Genomic DNA, 19,896 nt, shown 5'->3' with positions numbered 1-19,896 from the left:
CGAGGCCGCGCGCGGAGGGACACGCTGACGACCGGAAGGGTACCCCCCAGGATAAGCCGCGTCGTATGTCGCGGGCTGCATGCGGGCTGGGTGTGCTACAGCCGCCCCGCCGCCTTGAGGGCGAGGTAGCGGTCGGCGACGAGGGGCGGCAGGTCGTCGGCGGACGCCGCCACCGCGTCGCCGCCCGCGCGCACGACGGCGTCGCGCACGCGGTCGGCATCGTGGCGCGCGCGCTCGATCGCGGCGGCGGCATACACATCGGCGGCATCGCGGTGGGTGGGCACCTCTCCCGGGCCGTCGGTCGCCGTCGCGACCAGCAGACGCGATCGCGCGGCGACCGCGGGCAGAGAGGCGAGGAAGGCGCGGGCGGCCTCGGGGTCGTCGGCGGCGGTCAGCAGCACCACGAGGGCCGGGCGCACCGACAGGCCGCGCACCTGCGCGAAGACGGCGTCCCAGTCGGTGTCGATCAGTTGCGGGTCGACGGGGGTCATGGCATCCACGAGGGCGGGCAGCAGCTGCGCGCCGTCGACGCGGGTCACCCGGGCGCGGGGGACGCGATCGAACATCAGAAGGTGCACGTGGTCGCCCGCGCGCGTCGCGAGAACCGACAGCAGGAGGGCCGCCTCCATCGCGGCGTCCAGGCGCACGCCGTCGCCCACGCGCGCGGCGGCGGTGCGACCGGTGTCGATGACGATGACGACGTGCCGGTCGCGCTCGGGGCGCCAGGTGCGCAGCATCGTCGTGCCGGCGCGGGCCGTGGCACGCCAGTCGATCGAGCGCACGTCGTCGCCGCGCACGTATTCGCGCAGGCTGTCGAACTCGGTGCCCTGCCCTCTGACCTGCAGCGTGGTGTTGCCGTCGAGCTCGCGCAAGCGGGCCAGGCGCGAGGGGAGATGCCGACGCGAGGTGAACGGCGGGAGGACCCGGATGCGCCCCGGAGCGTCGATCACGGCCTGCCGCCCCGCGAGACCGAGGGGTCCGAGCGCGCGCACCACGACGAACGCGCTGCGCAGCTCGCCGCGACGGCGGGGGCGCAGCGGCAGCGGAGCGCTGCGCCGCTCGCCCGGGGGAACGGTGAGGCGCGCCCGCTCGGTCGGCGCTCCGGCGGTCGGCTGCCACGCGTCGCGCACGCGGGCACGCAACAGCCGGGTACCGAGGTTGCGCACGCGCAGCTCGCCCGCCACCGGCTCGTCGCGGAGGGCGCGCTCCGGCAGCGTGCGGGTGATCTCCACGCGCCGGGGATCCGCCGCGAGGGCCACGTCGACGGCGGCGAGGGCGGCGCACAGCAGCACCCATCCGCCCGCCGCGACCCACGCCGGCACCCCCGCGGTGCTGAGCAGCACGAGGGGCACGACGCCGAGGGCGACGAGCAGGGCGAGGCGGCCGGTGACGACCATCAGATCGGGACGCGGGTCTGGTGCAGGACGGAGGTGAGGATGGCATCCACCGAGACGCCCTCGATCTCGGCCTCGGGACGCAGACGGATGCGATGGCGCCACACGGGGACCAGCATCGTCTGCACGTGGTCGGGGGTGATCGCCGGGTACCCCCCGAGCCAGGCCCACGCCTTGGCGGCGGCGAGCAGGCCCGTCGTCGCGCGGGGGCTCACGCCCAGCTGGACCGACGGGCTCTGCCGCGTGGCCCGGGCGAGGTCGACGACGTAGCCCAGCACGTCGTCGGCGACGGCGACGGATGCCGCGGCCCGCTGCGCGGCGAGGATCTCCGCGGCCGTGACCGTCGGGGTGACCCCCGCGTCGTCGAGGCGACGCGGGTCGAAGCCCTGCGCGTGGCGCCGGAGGACGTCGACCTCGGCGTCGCGGCCGGGCAGATCGACCACGAGCTTGAGCAGGAATCGGTCGAGCTGCGCTTCGGGCAGCGTGTAGGTGCCCTCGTGCTCGATGGGGTTCTGCGTCGCGGCCACAAGGAAGGGGTCGGGGAGCGCTCGGCTCACGCCGTCGCTCGACACCTGCCGCTCCTCCATCGCCTCGAGCAGAGCGGCTTGCGTCTTCGGGGGCGTGCGGTTGATCTCGTCGGCGAGCAGCACGTGGGTGAACACCGGACCCGGGCGGAATTCGAATCCGCCCGCGCGGGCGTCGTACACGAGCGAGCCGGTCACGTCTCCGGGCATCAGGTCGGGCGTGAACTGCACGCGATGCGTGTCGAGACCGAGCGCGCGGCTGAACGAGCGCACGAGAAGCGTCTTGGCGACGCCCGGCACGCCCTCGAGCAGCACGTGTCCGCGGGAGAGGAGGGCGATGAGCAGGCCGGTCACGGTGCCGTCCTGCCCGACGACGGCCTTGCCGACTTCGAGACGCACGCGGTGCATGGCCTCGCGCAGGGCCGCGTGGTCGTCGCCCGCGCCGGACGGCCCCGGGAGGCCGCTGTGGCCGGGGGCGCCCGCGTCGGCCGCGCGGTCGTCGGCGGCCGGCGGGGTCGGGGCGGTGCCGGGGACCGGCTCGGCGCCGGGGGTCTCGGGGCTCTCGGTCATCGGGGTGTCCCTTCGGTTCGGACGGCGACGCGCACGCTCTCTTCGAGGTCGCGCAGTCGGTCGGCGGCGGCGACGAGGTCGCGGTCGGTGCGGGGCAGGTCGTCGACGAGGATGCCGCGCACGCGGGAGCGATCCGTTCCCAGGCGGTCGGCGACGGCGTCGGCGATGTCGGGCGGCGAGGTCCGCGTCGCGAGTCCCAGCAGGCGCACGAGGCGCGCGCGGCTGGCTCGTCGCAGCTCGTCGAGGGCGTGCGGGGCGTCGCGGGCCGCGGCGTATAGGCGGGCACGGCCCTCCGTGGTCTCGGTGGCGCGCACCGTCACGGGGAGGCGCTCGGTGACCAGCGGCCCGAAGCGCCGACCTCGCCAGATCGCGGCCGTGAGAGCGGACAGCAGAAGCAGCACGATGGCCGGGGTGACCCACGGCGGCGTGAGGTCGCTGAGTGTCGGGGGAGCGCTGCCGGGGTCGGCATCCGTGGGCGCGGGCACGTACCAGACGAGCGTGTCGGTCTGACCGAGTACCCCGAGGGCGAGGGCGGCGTTCCCGTCGCGCGGCAGCGTCGAGTTGGTGAGCGTCGACAGGCCGTCGAGCGCCGTCACCGAACGGCCGTCGGCGTCGAGGGACAGCAGCCCGAACTCGCCGTCCCGGGGGAAGCAGCCCGTGACGCCGTCGCCGGCGACCAGGAGCTCGCCGACTCGCGCGGTCCGGGCGTTGTCGGCCGCGGGCAGCGTGCAGTCGGCGACCGCCGCGTCGTCGGCGAAGCCCCCGAGCGACGACCCGTTCATGAGCACGTCGAGGGCACGGGAGCGCGGTTCGACGAGCACGACGTGCCGGGCGCGCGACGACAGCTCGCGCAGCGCGTCGTCGGAGAGCATCGGCGCGTCGCGCAGCGCGAGGGTCGCCTCCCCTCCGGCCAGCGCGCGTTCGGCGGCCGCGCGGTCGCGCGCGACGATGACGCGCACGCCCTGCTGCTCGAGCACGCGCACCACGGCGCGGGTGCCGTCGGGTCCCGCGGAGTCGGGGTCGAGCAGAGCGCGCTGCGTGTATCCGCCGTAGACGAACAGACCGCCGACGAGCGACACGAGCAGAAGCCCCACGATGAGGCCCACCCACCCGAGGGCGGCGCGGCCGCGGCTTCGGGGTCGCGCGGTGGTGACCGCGCTCACGTCGCGCTCACCGGAGAGGGACGCGTGCGCACGGCGGCGTCATCGAGCTCGACGACCAGTCGGTAGCGCTCGGCCGTTCCCGGGCGCCGCAGGTAGCGCACGTCGTCGAAGGTGGTCGCGGCCGTCTCGAGCCCCTCCGCGAGGGCGGGCAGGGCGCGGGCGGCCTCGCGCGCGAACGCGCGCACCGTGGCGCCGGGCGGGGGGTCGACGAGGCCCCGTTCCGACAGCCCCCGCGCGACGGCGCGGAAGCGCAGCATGACGGCGTCGTCCCAGGCGCCGCGTCGAGCGGCCGCTTCGGCTTCGGCCCGCAGCTCGTCCGCCGACCGGGTGTCGTCGTCGTCGAACAGGGCGCGAGCCGCCGGTGTCGCGCGCACGCTCCGCCGAGGCCGCCCCCAGATCAGGATGCCGACCACGATCGCCGCGACGACGAGCGCCGCGAGAACGATGAGCGCGGCCGGTCCCCACCCGTCGGTGTTCGGGATGCGCAGCAGGTCGTCGAGGAAGCGGACGACGGCCTGCGCGGCGCGATCGATGACGCTCGGCTCGGCCGCTTGATAGGAGGGATCGGCGAGCTCGCGCTCCGCCCATTCCTGCGCCTGATCCGGATCGGGCAGCAGGGGCGCGACGGAGGCGATGAGCGCGGCGGGACTCACGCGTTCTCGCTCGATCCCGGCGCCGCCCAGGTGGTCGGCGCGGGTGAGGGCGCGGTGCCGGGCTCAGAGTGGGGTGGGGCGACGTCGACCGGCGACGCTCCGGGGGTCGCAGCGTCGGCACCGGTCGTCGCGGTCGGCGCCGGCGTCGACGGGGTAGGGGCCGTCGCGGGTGCCCCGTACGCCGGTGCCCCGTACGCCTGCGGCGCTCCCGCACCGTACGCCTGCGGTGCCCCGTACCCGGGCGGGCTCGCCGGCGCGGCGTACCCGCCGAAGGCCGGGGGAGCGCCCGTGGGCGTCGGAGCCGGGCGCTCGACGACGCGCCCCACGCCGATCAGGTAGGGATCGGCGAGATCGGCAGCACCGGCATCCCGCTGCTCGACGTAGGTGTTCAGATCGTGGTCGAGGGCCTCCACGCGCATGCGCGCGTCGACGTACACGAGCACCGCCGAGGTGGACTGCACCACCAGCGCGATGCACTGCACCAGGAGGATGCCGAACTGCCCCACGACCTGGAGGGCGATGACGCCGATGAGGGCGCCGATCGCATCTTCTCCGGTGGGCGCGAGGATGCCCGAGACGATGCCCGCCACCAGGCTGAAGGGCACCGAGATGATCTGCGCGACGATGCTGAAAGCGACGGAGATGATGACGACGACGCCGAGCGTCGACCAGAAGCGACCGCGCGTGAGCTGCCACGACCGCGCGACCGCGCGGAAGATGGGAGCCCGCTCCAGGATGATCACCGAGGGGACGAGGAAGAGCTTGGGCGTGAGCCACAGCGAGACGACGATGAGGCCCAGCACGAACAGCACGCCCACGGCGATGCCGAGCCAGAGGACGCTGATCACCAGGAGCGTGACGATGCCCGCCAGCACCCCGATCACGACGATGGTGGCCAGCAGATAGAGCGCGCTGTAGCCGATGAGACGCCAGACGACCGGCTTGACGCGCGCCCACACAGCCCTGAGGCTCGGCTTCTCGGCGACGACGGCGTGAGCGACCTCCGACACCACGACGCCCTGGACGATCACGCTGAGCGCCCCGGTCGCGAGGCCGAGGACGAGCGCCGTCGCCCCCGTGATCACCGCGGAACCCGCGAGGATCGCGTCGTAGTCGTCGCTGCCGATCGGCACGGTGTCCAGACGCGAGAAGCTCGCGACGGCGACCCCTCCGACGGCGGCGGTGAGCACGATGTACGCGACGGCCTGCACGATGAGGGCGAAGCCCAGCAGCACCTTGGGGTTGTGTCGCAGCGCCACGAAGGACCGGCCCAGGATGGTGCCGAAACCGTAGGGGTGCAGCGGGACGATCCCCGGGCGGGATGCCGGAGTCCAAGCCGGGTACGCGGTCATGTGGGGCCCCTCCTCGTCACATGGCGGTGCCCTCATCGTGTCATAGACCTCCGACACGCACGCCTGCCCTGCAGACAGGTCGACTACTCTCGATGGGACATGCCCCCACTCGGGGCGTCATGCCCGCCCCCGAACGGGTTCGAGACGGAAGACGTACATCCGAATGACTTCACGGATCCTGGTTGTCGACGACGACACCGCACTGGCCGAGATGATCGGCATCGTGCTGCGCACCGAGGGATTCGACACCGTGTTCTGCGCCGACGGAGCCCAGGCCGTCGACGCGTGGCGCTCGGAACGGCCCGACCTCATCCTCCTCGACCTCATGCTCCCCGGCGTCGACGGCATCGAGATCTGCACGCGCGTGCGCGCGGAGTCTGGCATCCCGATCATCATGCTCACCGCCCGCACCGACACGGCCGACGTGGTCAAGGGACTCGAGTCGGGAGCCGACGACTACATCGTCAAGCCGTTCAACCCGAAGGAGCTGGTCGCGCGCATCCGCACGCGCCTGCGGCCCGCCCAGAACCCGGCCGACGAGACCCTGCGCATCGGCGACCTCGTCGTCGACGTCGCCGCCCACGAGGTGCGTCGCGGCGACGCGCCCATCGCCCTCACCCCGCTCGAGTTCGAGCTCCTCGTCGCGCTCGCCGAGAAGCCGCAACAGGTCTTCTCCCGCGAGATGCTGCTGGAGCAGGTGTGGGGCTACCACTACAAGGCCGACACGCGACTGGTGAACGTGCACGTGCAGCGACTGCGCGCGAAGATCGAGGCCGACCCCGACAATCCGCGGATCGTGACCACCGTGCGCGGCGTGGGCTACCGCGCCGGCGCGGTGGCCTGAGGCTCCCATGACGGGCGCCGTGCGCACCGTCTCCTCCCCGCGGGTCGGCGGCTGGCGCGACTGGCGATCGGTCCGCGACCGCCTCGCGACGCTGTGGCGGCGCTCCCTGCGATTCCGCACGATCGTGATCACGGTGACGCTCACCGCGGCAACGATCCTCGTCACCTGCGTCGCGATGGCGCTCGTCATCCAGAACGAGCTCTTCACCGCCCGCAAGGACCAGGTGCTGCTCGAGGCGCAGCGCGCCACGGCCGCAGCCCAGGCGACCCTCGACGCCGCGGTCGACTCGACCGACCCCGCCGCCGCCCAGACGTTGATGAACGGCATCGCCACCCGCCTGTCGCAGCAGTCCTCGAGCGATCTGATCGCGCTCTACCGCATCGGCCCGCCGTCGCCGCTGGCCCCCCAGCCCTTCATCTCGCCCGCGTTCGAGTCGACCCTGGTCAGCGACGCCCTGCGCACGCAGGTGCAGTCGAGCCCCGACCTGCAGTGGTGGCAGTCCGTGGCCCTGCCCTCCGACAACGGCCGCGAGGTACCCGGCATCCTCGTGGGGCATCAGTTGCGCTTCCCCGCCGAAGACGGTGTCGATTCCTACGAGTTGTACATGGGGTACGACCTCACGAGCGCCTCGCAGACCCTCGCGTTCGTCCAGGTGCTGCTGTGGGTCGTCGGACTGGTGCTGGTGGTGCTCATCGGTGCGATCGCCTGGTTCGTGCTGAGATCGGTGACCACCCCCATCGCGGATGCCGCCGAGACCAGCGCGAAGCTCGCCGCGGGTGACCTGGGGGTGCGCCTCCCCGTGCGAGGCGAGGATGAGCTGGCGACCCTGAACCGCTCCTTCAACGCGATGGCCGACAGCATCGAGTCCCAGATCAAGGAACTCGCCGACCTGTCGCTCGTGCAGCAGCGGTTCGTGTCCGACGTCTCTCACGAACTGCGCACGCCGTTGACGACCATCAAGCTCGCGGCCGACATCATCAACGACCAGCGCGAGGAGTTCGATCCGGTGACCGGTCGCGCCGCCGAACTGCTGCACGCGCAGGTGCAGCGTTTCGAGGTCCTGCTGACCGACCTCCTCGAGATCAGCCGCTACGACGCCGGGTCCGTGCAGCTCGAGCGGGAGGCGACGAGCCTCGCGCACCTCGCGGAGGACGTCATCGAGTCGATGGAGCAGCTGGCCGAGGGCCACGGCTCCGACGTGCGGCTGGTCGCACCCGGGGGCTACACGCCCGTCGACATGGACGCCCGGCGGGTGCGCCGCATCGTGCGCAATCTCCTCGGCAACGCCATCGAGCACGGGGAGGGTCGTCCGATCGTCGTCTCGGTCGACAGCGACCGGGATTTCGTGGCCCTGGGCGTGCGCGACTTCGGTCTCGGCATGAAGAGCGAGGACGTCGAGCGCGTCTTCGACCGCTTCTGGCGGGCGGACCCCTCGCGCGTGCGCACCATCGGCGGGACGGGCCTGGGCCTGTCGATCGCCCTCGGCGACGCGCGTCTGCACGGCGGGACGCTCGCGGTGTGGTCCGAGCCCGGCCGCGGATCCAACTTCGTCCTCACGCTCCCGCGCGACGGCCGGCCCGTCACGGGCTCACCGCTGCCCCTCGTGCCCGACGACGAGCAGGGCGGAGCGCTCGAGGCCCTCGGGCTGACGCAGCCGATCTCCACCCGCCCCGGCGTCAGGAGGACGACATGAGACGCGCTCTCTCGCTGCTGAGCCTGATGCTCGTGCTGGCCCTCACCGCGTGCACGGGGCTGCCGACCTCCGGCTACGTCAATCCGGGTCGCGGCCCCCAGGTCGACGACACCCAGGCGTTCGCGTTCGTCCCCGACGGACCCCAGGAGGATGCGACCCCCGCCGAGATCGTCGAGGGGTTCCTGCGCGCGGGTTCCGGTCCCGCCGACGACTGGGCCACCGCGAAGCTCTTCCTCGCGCCCGGTGCGCAGTGGGATCCCCGATCGCGCGTGACGATCGACCGCCTCGCCGATCGGCGTGCCACTCCCAGCGCCGACGGAACCTCGGTCGCGGTCGCCCTCACGACGATCGCCGCGGTGGACGCCGATGGTGCCTACTCTCCGACGGCCGCCGGCTCGGCGGAGACCCTGAGCTACACGCTCGCCCGCGTCGACGACCAGTGGCGCATCACCTCCGCGCCCGACGGCGTCGTGCTCTACGAAGAGGTGTTCCCGACCGTCTACCAGTCGGCATCCGTGGCCTACTTCGACCCGTCGTACAGCTTCATCGTCCCCGACGTGCGGTGGTTCCCCCGGCCGCTCGTGGCGAGCCGGATCGCGACCGCCCTCGTCGACGGGCAGCCCAGCGCCTGGCTCGCCGGCGCCGTGCGCAGCGCCTTCCCCGACGAGCTCTCGTTGGTCGGGCGTTCGGTGACGCTCTCGTCCGACGGCATCGCGCAGGTGCAGCTCCCGCGGGCCGCGCTCAGCCTCGACCGCACGACGCTGGACCGCATGCAGACCCAGCTCGTGCGCAGCCTCGCCACCGCGGGCATCAACGAGGTGCAGATGACCGTGGAGGGGACCCCCATCGCCGCCTCCGAGGTGTCGGTGCGCGTAACGCGCGTCGATCCGTCGCCGGCCGTGCTCACCTCGATCGGGGCGTTCGGCGTGCTCGCCGGCGACGCGGTGGAACCGATCGACGGTCTCTCCGACGCCGTGGAATCGCTCAACCCCTCCGCCGTCGAGCTCGAGGCCGACCGGAGTCTCGCCGCCGTCCGCACCCAGCAGGGGACCGTCGCGAGCGCCCTGAGCGACGGCCGGACGTTCCTGCTCGACGACCGCGCGGGGCTCATCGCCCCCTCCATCGACGGCCAGGGCGAGATCTGGAGCGTGCCGGCCAACGCCCCCACGCAGGTTCGAGCGATCACCGCCGAGGGCGTTCCCCGGGCGGTCGGCAACGCCTGGCCCGACGCCTCCGAGATCGTGTCGATGCAGGTGTCGCGTGACGGCACGCGGATCGCGGCGATCGTCACCGTCTCGGGCGTGCGCGAGGTCTGGGTGGCCGGCATCGAACGCGAGAACACCGAGGTGAACCTCGGGCCGCCGCACGTGCTGTCGTTCAGCCAGCAGGGCGCCTTCGATCTGGCGTGGCTCGACGACACGACGGTGGGCGTGCTGGTCAGCGCCGACGGAGTGGACCGCCTGCGCGAGCTCAACGTCGGTGGGCGCGGCACGGAGGCGACCGCGCCGGATGGGGCGCGCACCCTCGCCGCCGGGAGCACGAGCGTGCGCGTCCTGGACGACCAGGGTCGTCTCTACAGTCGTCGCGGCAGCTCGTGGACGCTCGTGGCCTCCGGCATCCGCGTGCTGGCGGCGCAGCAGGGCACCACCTCGTGATCTGAGCCACTCCTCCCCAGGCGGCGACCCCTCCACCGCGGCGAGGTCGGGCAGCCGCCCGGCGGCGGGGTGCCCCATGCTCGGGGCATGGACGTCCGATTTCTGGTCACCGCGTCGCTGCGCGACGCCCTCACGTTCTGGCTTCCCGTCGCCTGCGCCGGATGCGGGGCCCTCGACGCCGAGGTGTGCGAGGGATGCCGCCGTGCCCTCGTCCCGCGCCCGGTGCGCCGCGTGCTCGCACCGGACCTGACCGTGACGAGTGCGCTCCCCTTCGCGGGACCGACCGCCCGGGTCGTCCGCGCGCTGAAGGAGGAGGGGCGGACACCGCTCGCTCGCGCCCTCGCTCCGGCCCTGCGCGAAGTCCTCCGCGGTGCGCCGCCCGATGCGCTGATCACCACCGTCCCGTCGACGCGGGCCGCTCTGAGGCGACGGGGGTACCGCCCGGTCGAGCTCATCCTGCGTCGTGCGGGGTACCGCGATCGACGGCTCCTGCGCCTTCGTCGTACCCCGCTCGACCAGCGGGGTCTCGATCGCGACGCGCGTCGCCGCAACGTCGGGGGAGCTTTCGTCGCCGGTCCTGTCGCGGGGATCCCCGTCGTGCTGGTCGACGACGTCGTGACGACGGGGGCCACGCTGCTCGAGGGGGCGAGGGCGCTGCGCGAGGCGGGGGCTGCCACGGTCGTCGCCGTGACGGTGGCGCACACGCCGCGCCACGGGGGTCTCGGAGGTGAATCAGAGGTGATCGACACGTGACAGCGCGGGGCCGCGGCACTAGCGTAGGGATGACTGAAGGCGACGGACGTTCCGCCCTTAGACCGGGCGGAACCCGGAACAAGGAGGTCACGGATGGACACCAACATCGTCGGCGTGGGAGTCGGAATCACCGATCGATTCCGCTCGGTGGTCGAAGAGAAGGTCAGCCGCATCGAGCACCTGGCTCCCCGAGCCCACACGCTCGAGGTCAAGGTCACGCATCGCTCCTATCGCAACGGTCGAATGGAAGACGACACGGTCGAGCTCACCCTCGACGGCAAGGGCCCTGTGGTGCGTGCCGAGGCCACGGACGCCGACAAGTTCGCCGCTCTCGACCTCGCGGTCGACAAGATCTCGGAACAGGTGCGTCGCGCGAAGGACAAGCGCGTCGACGCCCGCAACCACCCTCGCGGCGCGAAGTTCGAGAAGGGCACCGGAGAACTCGCCGGGATCGACGTCGAACCCGCCTCCGTCGACGTGCTGCGCGCCGTCGCCACCGGGTCCGTCCCGGTGCAGGCCGAGGCCGAAGAAGAGGACTACTGCCCCGTCGTCATCCGGCAGAAGGAGTTCGAGGCCGAGTGGATGACGGTCGAAGACGCGGTCGACCGCATGGAGCTGGTCGGGCACGATTTCTTCCTCTTCATCGACGCGCGCACCGACCACCCCAGCGTCGTCTACCGCCGCAAGGGATGGGACTACGGCGTGATCGAGCTGACGACGCAGGCGTCGCCGGCGGTGCCCGTCGCCTCCTGACGCGGTGAACGACGAAGCCCCCGGCCGAGCGGCCGGGGGCTTCGTCGTGGACGGGCGAGATGTCAGCCGTCGAAGATGTCGCCCAGCAGCGAACCGATGACGAGGCCGCCGAGCATGCCGCCGACCATGTTGCCGCCGCCCATGCCGCCGCCGCGGCCATAACCGCCACCGCGACCGTAACCGTCGCCGCCCCAGTCGTTGGGGCGGGACTGCTCGATGTCGCGCTGCGCGATCTGGAGGGCCTCGGATGCCAGCGACCCGGCACGACGAGCGGTGGCGAGGGTCGTCTCGCGCTGATCCTCGGCGACGGGGCCGAGGGGGAGACCGGCGCGCAGGCGTTCGGCTTCGACGAATCGGGTGCGGGCGTCGGCTCCGATCCAGCCGCGGTGTCCGGTGATGAGACCGCGTGCGACCGCCAGCTGACGGTCGGCGTCATCGATCGCGTGCTCCACCTGCTCCTGCGACGGCACCGGGCGGGCGGCGCGTTCGCGGGCGAGGTCGAGGTCGGAGTTGGCCTGGCGCAGAGACGAGAGCGCGGCGAAGGGATCGCTGCGCGTGCCCGACGCGGGCAGCGCGGACAGGGCCTGCTGGAGGGTGGCCATCGCCTTGGTCACGATGGGCGTCTGGGGACCCATCCGCGCCTCGATCAGGTCGTTGCGCGAGTCGTCGACGACGGCGGCGAGAGTCGACTCGGCGCGCAGCGCCTCGATCTCGAACGTGTCGACGGCGTCCAGAAGCGATTCGGCGCGACGCACCGCCTCGGTCGCCGCCTCGAGGGCGACGGAGGCCTGCTCGCGCTGGCCGGCTTCTCGACGTCGCTCCGACACGCTCGCGGTGTGCACGGCGAAGTCGAGCAGCTGCTCGATCTCGTCGGGATTGCCGCCGATCTGGGCGAGAGCGGAGTCGCTGTAGCGACGCGAGAGCCGCTCGACGACCTCGCGGGCGTTGGGCACGCGCTCCGCGAGCCGGTCGCGGTCCGCGCGCACGCGGGCGAGGATCTCCGGTGCGCGGCGCACGGCGTCGATCTTGGGCTGGAGCACCTGCGTGCGCTCCTCGAGCAGATCCTCCGCCCACTCCGACAGCTGGATGATGCGCGCGTTGCGCGTGCGCAGCTCTTCCTTGGTGTCGGGGATCTCGTCGTGGTTCAGCTGGTGCAGCTGGAACGCCTCGGCGAGGTGCGTGCGGACCGAGTCCAGAGCCGCCGCGAGGTCTTCCGTGGCCTTGTCGCCGAGCTCGGCGCGGGCGAAGTCGAGCTCGTCGGAGGTGAGGCGGACCCGCTCGTCGGCGGCGACGATCGCGAGCTCCGCTCGACGGGCGAGATCGGCATCCGCCGCGTCCTGCTCTTCGCGCTTCCTTTTGCCCCAGAAACCGGCCATGGATCGATCCTAAGCGGCGGTTTCCGAGGCGTCGCCGTGTGTTCGCTACGGGCGCGCACAGAGACTTTCGGATTGCGGCCTCCTCGCAGGTCACGAACGGGTAACACGGATAGCATGAGGGTCGTATGCCTGTTCGCAGGCCGGCGTCCGCGCGGGCGCCGCACCCGACAGATGGAGATTCTTCGTGGCAAATCCGCTCGAGAAACTGCTGCGCGCCGGCGAAGGCCGCATCCTGCGCCGCCTGCAGGGCGTCGTCAAGGCGACCGGCGCCCTCGAAGAGGACTACGAGCAGCTCACCGACGACGAACTGCGCAACGAGACCATCGAGCTGCGCGCCCGCTACGACGCGGGCGAGACGCTGGATCAGCTCATGCCCGAGGCGTTCGCCGCCGTCCGCGAGGCCGCCAAGCGCACGCTCGGCCAGCGTCCCTACGACGTGCAGATCATGGGCGGCGCGGCCCTGCACCTGGGCAACATCGCCGAGATGAAGACCGGTGAGGGCAAGACGCTCACCGCGGCCCTGCCGGCCTACCTCAACGCCATCGCCGGCAAGGGCGTTCACGTCATCACGGTCAACGACTTCCTCGCGAGCTACCAGTCCGAGCTCATGGGCCGCGTCTACCGCGCGCTCGGCATGACCACGGGCACCGTCGTCGCGGGCCAGACCCCCGAGGTGCGCCGCGAGCAGTACGAGGCCGACATCAGCTACGGCACGAACAACGAGTTCGGCTTCGACTACCTGCGCGACAACATGGCCTGGCGCAAGGAAGACCTCGTGCAGCGCGGTCACTTCTTCGCCATCGTCGACGAGGTCGACTCGATCCTCATCGACGAGGCGCGCACGCCGCTGATCATCTCGGGGCCGGCATCCGGCGAGGCCAATCGCTGGTTCGCCGAGTTCGCCAAGCTCGCCCGCACCCTCGAGGCCGGCGTCGACTACGAGGTCGACGAGAAGAAGCGCACCATCGGCGTGCTCGAGCCCGGCATCGAGAAGGTCGAGGACTACCTCGGCATCGACAACCTGTACGAGTCGGCGAACACCCCGCTCATCTCGTTCCTGAACAACTCGATCAAGGCGATCGCGTTGTTCAAGCGCGACACCGACTACGTCGTGATGAACGACGAGGTCATGATCGTCGACGAGCACACCGGCCGCATCCTGGTCGGCCGCCGCTACAACGAGGGCATCCACCAGGCGATCGAGGCGAAGGAGAACGTGCCGGTCAAGGCCGAGAACCAGACGCTCGCCACCGTCACGCTGCAGAACTACTTCCGCCTGTACGAGAAGCTCTCCGGCATGACCGGTACCGCCGAGACCGAGGCGGCCGAGTTCATGTCGACCTACAAGCTGGGCGTCGTCCCGATCCCGACGAACAAGCCGATGATCCGCAAGGACCAGTCCGACCTCGTCTACAAGAACGAGACGGCCAAGTTCGCCCAGGTCGTCGAAGACATCGTCGAGCGCCACGCGAAGGGCCAGCCGGTCCTGGTCGGCACGACGAGCGTCGAGAAGAGCGAGTACCTCTCGCGCCTGCTGGCGAAGAAGGGCGTGCGCCACGAGGTGCTCAACGCCAAGAACCACGCCCGAGAGGCCGAGATCGTCGCCCGCGCCGGTCGCCTCGGCGCCGTCACCGTGGCCACCAACATGGCCGGTCGCGGCACCGACATCATGCTCGGCGGCAACGCCGAGTTCCTGGCCGTGCAGGAGATGAAGGCGAAGAACCTCGACCCGGTCGAGACGCCCGAGGCCTACGAGGCGGAGTGGGACTCCGTCTACACCGCCGTGCGCGACACCGTCGCCGAAGAGGCGGCCAAGGTCACCGAGGCGGGCGGTCTGTACGTGCTCGGCACCGAGCGGCACGAGTCCCGCCGCATCGACAACCAGCTGCGCGGTCGCTCCGGCCGTCAGGGCGACCCCGGCGAGAGCCGGTTCTACCTGTCGCTCACCGACGACCTCATGCGCCTGTTCCAGTCGGGCGCGGCCGAGGCGATCCTCGCCCGCACCAACTTCCCCGACGACGTCGCGATCGAGTCGGGCCTGGTCTCGCGCGCGATCAAGAGCGCGCAGTCGCAGGTCGAGGCGCGCAACGCCGAGATGCGCAAGAACGTCCTCAAGTACGACGACGTGCTCAACCGCCAGCGCGAGGCCATCTACGCCGACCGTCGTCACATGCTCCAGGGCGATGACATCGCCGACCGCGTTCAGCACTTCATCGAGGACGCCATCACCGCCGTCATCGACGACCACACCGGATCGGGTCACACCGAGTCGTGGGACTTCGACGCACTGTGGACCGAGCTGAAGACCCTCTACCCGGTGAGCGTGACGATCGACGAGGTCGTGGCCGAGGCCGGCGGCAACAAGGGGCGCATCACCCCCGAGGGGCTGAAGCGCGAGATCATCTCCGACGCGCGCATCGCGTACGAGAACCGCGAGAAGGCCCTCGGCGAGCAGGCTCTGCGGGAGCTCGAGCGCCGCGTGGTGCTCCAAGTGCTCGACCGTCGCTGGCGCGAGCACCTCTACGAGATGGACTACCTGAAAGACGGCATCGGCCTGCGGGCCATGGCCCAGCGCGACCCGCTCATCGAGTACCAGCGCGAGGGCTACCAGATGTTCCAGTCGATGATGGGGCAGATCAAGGAGGAGTCGGTCGGCTTCCTCTACAACCTCGAGGTCGAGGTGCGCAGCGTCGAGGGCGAGCCCGCGGCACAGGTCGAGGCCAAGGGCCTGACTCCCACCCCGGTCGAGACGCAGCGCCTGGAGTACTCCGCGGCCAACGACGCGGGCGAGGTCGAGGTGCGCAACGACCGCGGCCAGGTGCAGCAGGCGGCGACCAACCGTCTCCGCCAGGCGCAGCCGTCGGCGCCCGCCGCCGACGCCGCTCCGGCGGGCGCGCGCGGAGCCTTCGGCCAGCGCACCGATGCCCCCGCCGAGGCCGCGTCCGGCAACCGCGCCGACCGTCGCGCCGCCAAGAAGAAGTAGAAGTAACCGATACCGGATGCCGTGTCCCCGCGTGGGGGCACGGCATCCGTCGTCTCCGCGCGGATTCGTGCCGTGCCGTGCCGCCGGGCGGAGGTCGGGCGCGACGCGCCGGACCGAGGCCTGCCGATGACGGGGTGTCGACGGTGTCCTCCGCACGACGGCGCCGCAGAGGGTGGGAGGGTGCGGTCCACCGGGTGTCGATTGGCCGGATCGGCCCGGGGATATCCTGAACCGATGAGCCCGCTTCGCCCTCTCGACCAGTCGTCCAAGCTGAAAGACGTCCTCTACGAGATCCGCGGGGAGGCCCTCGTCGAGGCCGATCGACTCGAGGCCGAGGGGCACGCGATCCTCAAGCTCAACACCGGCAACCCGGCGATCTTCGGTTTCGAGGCGCCGCACCAGATCGTGCGCGACATGATCGCGTCGGTGCCGAACGCGCACGGCTACAGCGACAGCCGCGGCATCCTGTCGGCTCGGCGTGCCGTGGTGTCGCGATACGAGCAGGAGCCCGGCTTCCCGCACCTCGACCCCGACCACGTCTTCCTCGGCAACGGGGTGTCCGAGCTCATCACCATGACCATGCAGGCGCTGCTCGACGAGGGCGACGAAGTGCTCATCCCCGCCCCCGACTACCCCCTGTGGACGGCGATGACGAGCCTGGGCGGGGGCACGCCCGTGCACTACCTGTGCGATGAGCAGCGCGAGTGGCAGCCCGACCTCGACGACATCCGGTCGAAGGTCACCCCGCGCACCAAGGCGATCGTCGTCATCAACCCGAACAACCCGACCGGCGCCGTGTACTCGCGCGAGATCCTCGACGGCATCGCCGACATCGCTCGGGAGAACTCCCTCCTCGTGCTGGCCGACGAGATCTACGACCGCATCCTCTTCGACGACGCCGTGCACATCCCCATGGCCACGGTCGCGCCCGACCTGCTGGTGCTGACCTTCAACGGCCTGTCGAAGACCTACCGCGTCGCGGGCTACCGTTCGGGCTGGCTCGCCATCACCGGCCCCAAGGAGCACGCGCAGGGCTTCCTGCACGGCATCAATCTGCTGGCGTCCACACGTCTGTGCCCGAACGTGCCCGCGCAGTTCGCGGTGCAGGCGGCGCTGTCGGGCGTGCAGTCGATCGATGCGCTCATCGCCCCGAGCGGTCGCCTGCACGAGCAGAGGGATGCCGCCTGGCAGGGCCTCGAGGCCATTCCCGGGGTGTCGTGCGTCATGCCGCGCGGCGCTCTCTACGCGTTCCCGCGCTTCGACCCCGAGGTGTACGAGATCCCCGACGACGCCCAGTTCGTGCGCGATTTCCTCCTCGCCGAGCACGTGCTGCTCGTGCAGGGGTCGGGTTTCAACTGGCCGGCCACCGACCACGTGCGCATCGTGACGCTGCCCGAGGCCCGCGTCATCAGCGACGCGATCGAACGGCTCGGCAACTTCCTCGCGTCCTGGCGGCCGTGACGCCGCACGCGCAGTGCTGACCGGCGCGCCGGAGCGTGTGGCGTCCTCCGGCGGGCCGGAGCGCCGCCGGCCGTGACGGATGCCGCGCGAGGCGAGTTCGATCAGAGCAGTCCCAGGGCCGTCACGCGCCAGCGGCCGTCCATCCCCTCGAGACGCAGCGCGATGGCGCGCGTCCGCGTGCGCGCGGATGCCGTGACGGTCGCCTCGATGACTCCGTCGGCGGGGGAGGAGATGTGCACGCTGCGGATCTCGTGGACGTCGCGTCGAGCGGGCACGCGCCGGGCGCTGCGGGCGCGGGCGGCGAGGTTGGCGCGCGTGACGAGGGAGCGGTAGACCTCCTCCGACAGCCAGCGGGCGAGCTGCTCGACCTCTCGTACGCCGGCGAGGACTTCCAGGATGCCGCGCACGATGTTGCGCACGAACACCTCGGGCGGGGGCAGCTGCGCGGTCGAGGTCTTCTGCCGGGCGAAGAACTCCTCACCGCGTGGTCGCGATGAGCGGGGGCGTCCCGGATCGGGTTCGGCTGCGAATGACATGGGTCTCCTCCGTCGTGCGGATTCGGCGAGTGCGGATGACGTGCGGCCGACAGTAGGGGAGCGCGGAATCCCGATGCGGCGCATATGCGGCACCTGTGGATGACCGATGCGACGGGTGAGGTGGGGAGGAGACGCCGTCAGTCGCCGTGACGCACCTCTCCGCGACCCCACAGCTCGGGGAAGCTCGCTGCCTGCGACTGTCGCCAGAGCGCCGCCCGGCGGGTGTCCTCGGTCCGGGAGTCGACGTATATGTCGACGCTGTCTTGATCGATGCGCCACCGGGCGGGTGAGCCCACCTCCGCTCCTCGCAGATGCCCCTCGTGCACGAGGGCGATGACGTCGTCCGGCGCGACCGCGAGGACGGCGGCGACGTGTTCGAGGTCGACGAACCTCTCTTCGGGTGAAGGATCAGCTGGCATCCGCTCATGATGTCCCCCGTTCCGGGGGTGCATGAGGTTCACCCGGACGCGACCGACGGGGTGGCCGCGCGCGTGTGCGTCGGCTCCGTACCGCGTTTCCCGCGAGCGTGTTTCGCCCACCCCGTGCCGGCGGCGTCCCCAAAATTCACCAGACGTGTCACCCGGTGCGGTCGGGCCGGGCCGTCTGGCGCGCGTCGGTCCGGGAGCGGCCCCTAGGGTGGAGGGGTGTCGACACTCAGTGAACTCGTCTACGCCCAGGGCCGCTCCAGCGAGGCCGACGTCGAGTGGCTGCACCGCCTCGCCGGCGACGGGCAGCTGCTCGCCGATCTGGCGTTCGCCGACATCGTGATCTGGGTCCCGACCCCCGACGATTCCTTCGTCGCTGTCGCCCACACACGGCCCGGGGGAGCGGCGACGCTGTTCTACCGCGACATCGTCGGCGACCGCGTGCGTCCGCAGTGGCGCACCCAGGTGCGCGAGGCGTTCCAGAGCGGGCGCATCGTCGACTCGGCATCCCCTGACTGGTTCGAGGAGACGCCCACGCGCGTGCGCGCGGTGCCGATCGTGCGCGAACTGTCGCGCGAGGGGAACGCCGTCACGACCGTCGGCGTGCTGACCCGGCACACGAACCTCGGCGAGACGCGCACGCCCTCGCGCCAGCAGATCACGTTCAACGACTGCGCCGACGACCTGTTCGGCATGATCTCGTCGGCGGAGTTCCCCGACCTCTCCGCCCCCACCGCACCGCGACGGGGGGCGCCGCGGGCCTCGGACGGCCTGATCCGTCTCGACGTCGACGGGATCACGACCTTCGCGAGCCCCAACGCGCTGTCGGCGTTCAACCGCATGGGCTTCGACGACGAGCTCGAGGGCGAGTCGCTCGCCGAGGTCACCGCCCGCATCCTGCCGGCCAAGCGCCTGGACGTCGACGAGTCGCTCCCCGTGGTGGTGAGCGGGCGCGCGCCGTGGCGGGCCGACATGGAGGCGCGCGGGGTGCAGGTGTCGCTGCGCACCATCCCGCTGCGCGATCGCGGGAACCGGATCGGCGCGATCGTGCTCAGCCGCGACGTCACCGAGATCCGCCACCAGGAGCAGGAGCTCATCACCAAGGATGCGACGATCCGCGAGATCCACCACCGGGTGAAGAACAACCTGCAGACGGTCGCGTCGCTCCTGCGCATCCAGGCGCGGCGCACGCACTCCGACGAGGCGCGGGACGCGCTCACGCAGGCCATGCGACGCGTCTCGGCCATCGCCGTCGTGCACGACACGCTGTCGGAGGGCCTCGCTCAGAACGTCGACTTCGACGACGTCTTCGCGCGCGTGCTCAAGCTCGTCGCCGAGGTGGCGGCCGCCCCCAACACCCGCGCGCGCACGCGCAGCACGGGGAAGTTCGGCACGCTGCCCAGCCAGTTCGCGACGCCGCTGGCGCTCGCGCTCACCGAGCTCGTGACGAACGCCGTGGAGCACGGGCTGGCCGGTCAGGAGGGCGACGTCGAGATCGCCGCCGAGCGCACGGGCGAGATGCTCGAGGTCAGCGTCCGCGACACCGGCGTCGGTCTGCCCGAGGGTCAGGTGGGCCGCGGCCTGGGGACGCAGATCGTGCGGACGCTCATCCAGGGCGAACTCGGCGGAACCATCGACTGGCACACTCTCATGGGCAGCGGGACCGAGGTCACGATCGAGATCCCCTTGCGCTACATCGGCGGCTCCGCCTCCTGAGGCGCCGCGACCCGGCATCCGTTCTCCCTCTGCGGATGGTCGCGA

16 protein-coding genes are annotated in these 19,896 nt (G+C 71.7%); 8 read left to right on the top strand and 8 right to left on the bottom strand.

Annotation, left to right across the window (positions count from 1 at the left end):
- Window positions 1-95 precede the first annotated feature (95 nt).
- The 5 genes from RWH44_RS01645 to RWH44_RS01625 all read right to left on the bottom strand — a co-directional run bounded on the left by RWH44_RS01645 (window position 96) and on the right by RWH44_RS01625 (window position 5,656).
- Complete coding sequence (locus tag RWH44_RS01645; RefSeq protein WP_316003221.1) at window positions 96-1,397, bottom strand: DUF58 domain-containing protein; 1,302 nt, start codon at window positions 1,395-1,397, stop codon at window positions 96-98.
- Window positions 1,397-2,326, bottom strand: a complete 930-nt coding sequence (locus RWH44_RS01640) for an AAA family ATPase (protein WP_316003617.1) — start codon at window positions 2,324-2,326, stop codon at window positions 1,397-1,399. Before RWH44_RS01640 ends, RWH44_RS01645 begins: the two co-directional genes overlap by 1 nt.
- Before the next feature lie 158 nt (window positions 2,327-2,484).
- Window positions 2,485-3,651 carry a DUF4350 domain-containing protein gene (locus RWH44_RS01635; protein WP_316003220.1) on the bottom strand — a complete coding sequence of 389 codons (1,167 nt, stop codon included), beginning with the start codon at window positions 3,649-3,651 and terminating at the stop codon, window positions 2,485-2,487.
- Window positions 3,648-4,304, bottom strand: a complete 657-nt coding sequence (locus tag RWH44_RS01630; protein WP_316003219.1) for a DUF4129 domain-containing protein — start codon at window positions 4,302-4,304, stop codon at window positions 3,648-3,650. The genes RWH44_RS01635 and RWH44_RS01630 overlap by 4 nt, the downstream gene beginning before the upstream one ends.
- Window positions 4,301-5,656, bottom strand: a complete 1,356-nt coding sequence (locus RWH44_RS01625) for a glycerophosphoryl diester phosphodiesterase membrane domain-containing protein (RefSeq protein ID WP_316003218.1) — start codon at window positions 5,654-5,656, stop codon at window positions 4,301-4,303. The genes RWH44_RS01630 and RWH44_RS01625 overlap by 4 nt, the downstream gene beginning before the upstream one ends.
- A gap of 163 nt (window positions 5,657-5,819) precedes the next feature.
- Between RWH44_RS01625 and mtrA the strand changes: the two genes are divergently transcribed.
- The 5 genes from mtrA to hpf all read left to right on the top strand — a co-directional run bounded on the left by mtrA (window position 5,820) and on the right by hpf (window position 11,354).
- Entirely contained in the window at window positions 5,820-6,500 is a 681-nt protein-coding gene (gene mtrA, locus RWH44_RS01620; protein WP_298874556.1) for an MtrAB system response regulator MtrA, read from the top strand.
- A gap of 7 nt (window positions 6,501-6,507) precedes the next feature.
- Window positions 6,508-8,193 carry an MtrAB system histidine kinase MtrB gene (gene mtrB, locus RWH44_RS01615; RefSeq protein ID WP_316003217.1) on the top strand — a complete coding sequence of 562 codons (1,686 nt, stop codon included), beginning with the start codon at window positions 6,508-6,510 and terminating at the stop codon, window positions 8,191-8,193.
- On the top strand, window positions 8,190-9,848 hold the full coding sequence (locus RWH44_RS01610) for an LpqB family beta-propeller domain-containing protein (RefSeq protein WP_298874560.1): 1,659 nt from the start codon (window positions 8,190-8,192) through the stop codon (window positions 9,846-9,848). The genes mtrB and RWH44_RS01610 overlap by 4 nt, the downstream gene beginning before the upstream one ends.
- An 87-nt stretch (window positions 9,849-9,935) precedes the next feature.
- The gene (locus RWH44_RS01605) at window positions 9,936-10,601 is read left to right on the top strand and encodes a ComF family protein (RefSeq protein ID WP_316003216.1); all 666 of its coding nucleotides are present in this window, start codon (window positions 9,936-9,938) and stop codon (window positions 10,599-10,601) included.
- Between the two features lie 93 nt (window positions 10,602-10,694).
- Entirely contained in the window at window positions 10,695-11,354 is a 660-nt protein-coding gene (hpf, locus tag RWH44_RS01600) for a ribosome hibernation-promoting factor, HPF/YfiA family (RefSeq protein ID WP_298874564.1), read from the top strand.
- A 62-nt stretch (window positions 11,355-11,416) separates the two neighbouring features.
- Here hpf and RWH44_RS01595 read toward each other — a convergent pair whose 3' ends face one another.
- Entirely contained in the window at window positions 11,417-12,730 is a 1,314-nt protein-coding gene (locus RWH44_RS01595; RefSeq protein ID WP_316003215.1) for a coiled-coil domain-containing protein, read from the bottom strand.
- 184 nt (window positions 12,731-12,914) lie between these two features.
- On the opposite strand from RWH44_RS01595, the gene secA reads away from it, so the two are divergent.
- Complete coding sequence (gene secA, locus RWH44_RS01590) at window positions 12,915-15,713, top strand: preprotein translocase subunit SecA (RefSeq protein ID WP_298874569.1); 2,799 nt, start codon at window positions 12,915-12,917, stop codon at window positions 15,711-15,713.
- A 234-nt stretch (window positions 15,714-15,947) separates the two neighbouring features.
- Window positions 15,948-17,174, top strand: a complete 1,227-nt coding sequence (locus RWH44_RS01585; protein ID WP_316003214.1) for a pyridoxal phosphate-dependent aminotransferase — start codon at window positions 15,948-15,950, stop codon at window positions 17,172-17,174.
- A gap of 101 nt (window positions 17,175-17,275) precedes the next feature.
- On the opposite strand, the gene RWH44_RS01580 is transcribed toward RWH44_RS01585, so the two are convergent.
- Window positions 17,276-17,710: an Rv3235 family protein gene (locus RWH44_RS01580; protein ID WP_316003213.1), complete on the bottom strand. Its 435-nt coding sequence runs from the start codon at window positions 17,708-17,710 to the stop codon at window positions 17,276-17,278.
- A gap of 137 nt (window positions 17,711-17,847) precedes the next feature.
- Window positions 17,848-18,129 (bottom strand): DNA-binding protein, encoded by a 282-nt coding sequence (locus RWH44_RS01575; protein WP_298874577.1) that lies wholly within the window; start codon window positions 18,127-18,129, stop codon window positions 17,848-17,850.
- 225 nt (window positions 18,130-18,354) lie between these two features.
- Here RWH44_RS01575 and RWH44_RS01570 point away from each other — a divergent pair, with 225 nt between their 5' ends.
- On the top strand, window positions 18,355-19,851 hold the full coding sequence (locus RWH44_RS01570) for a sensor histidine kinase (protein WP_316003212.1): 1,497 nt from the start codon (window positions 18,355-18,357) through the stop codon (window positions 19,849-19,851).
- Window positions 19,852-19,896 lie beyond the last annotated feature (45 nt).

The organism is Microbacterium phycohabitans (assembly GCF_032464935.1).
GTDB classification, from domain to species: Bacteria; Actinomycetota; Actinomycetes; order Actinomycetales; family Microbacteriaceae; genus Microbacterium; species Microbacterium phycohabitans.
The sequence above is the reverse complement of the archived record's forward strand: the minus strand, read 5'-3'. Positions and strand labels throughout refer to the sequence as shown.

What these genes read in the sequence shown, in the direction of transcription:
- RWH44_RS01575 (WP_298874577.1), bottom strand. Translation starts at nt 18,129, where the DNA reads ATGCCAGCTGATCCTTCACCCGAAGAGAGGTTCGTCGACCTCGAACAC.
- RWH44_RS01625 (WP_316003218.1), bottom strand. Translation starts at nt 5,656, where the DNA reads ATGACCGCGTACCCGGCTTGGACTCCGGCATCCCGCCCGGGGATCGTC.
- RWH44_RS01605 (WP_316003216.1), top strand. Translation starts at nt 9,936, where the DNA reads ATGGACGTCCGATTTCTGGTCACCGCGTCGCTGCGCGACGCCCTCACG.
- RWH44_RS01585 (WP_316003214.1), top strand. Translation starts at nt 15,948, where the DNA reads ATGAGCCCGCTTCGCCCTCTCGACCAGTCGTCCAAGCTGAAAGACGTC.
- hpf (WP_298874564.1), top strand. Translation starts at nt 10,695, where the DNA reads ATGGACACCAACATCGTCGGCGTGGGAGTCGGAATCACCGATCGATTC.
- RWH44_RS01580 (WP_316003213.1), bottom strand. Translation starts at nt 17,710, where the DNA reads ATGTCATTCGCAGCCGAACCCGATCCGGGACGCCCCCGCTCATCGCGA.
- mtrB (WP_316003217.1), top strand. Translation starts at nt 6,508, where the DNA reads ATGACGGGCGCCGTGCGCACCGTCTCCTCCCCGCGGGTCGGCGGCTGG.
- RWH44_RS01640 (WP_316003617.1), bottom strand. Translation starts at nt 2,326, where the DNA reads ATGCACCGCGTGCGTCTCGAAGTCGGCAAGGCCGTCGTCGGGCAGGAC.
- RWH44_RS01595 (WP_316003215.1), bottom strand. Translation starts at nt 12,730, where the DNA reads ATGGCCGGTTTCTGGGGCAAAAGGAAGCGCGAAGAGCAGGACGCGGCG.
- RWH44_RS01610 (WP_298874560.1), top strand. Translation starts at nt 8,190, where the DNA reads ATGAGACGCGCTCTCTCGCTGCTGAGCCTGATGCTCGTGCTGGCCCTC.
- mtrA (WP_298874556.1), top strand. Translation starts at nt 5,820, where the DNA reads ATGACTTCACGGATCCTGGTTGTCGACGACGACACCGCACTGGCCGAG.
- RWH44_RS01645 (WP_316003221.1), bottom strand. Translation starts at nt 1,397, where the DNA reads ATGGTCGTCACCGGCCGCCTCGCCCTGCTCGTCGCCCTCGGCGTCGTG.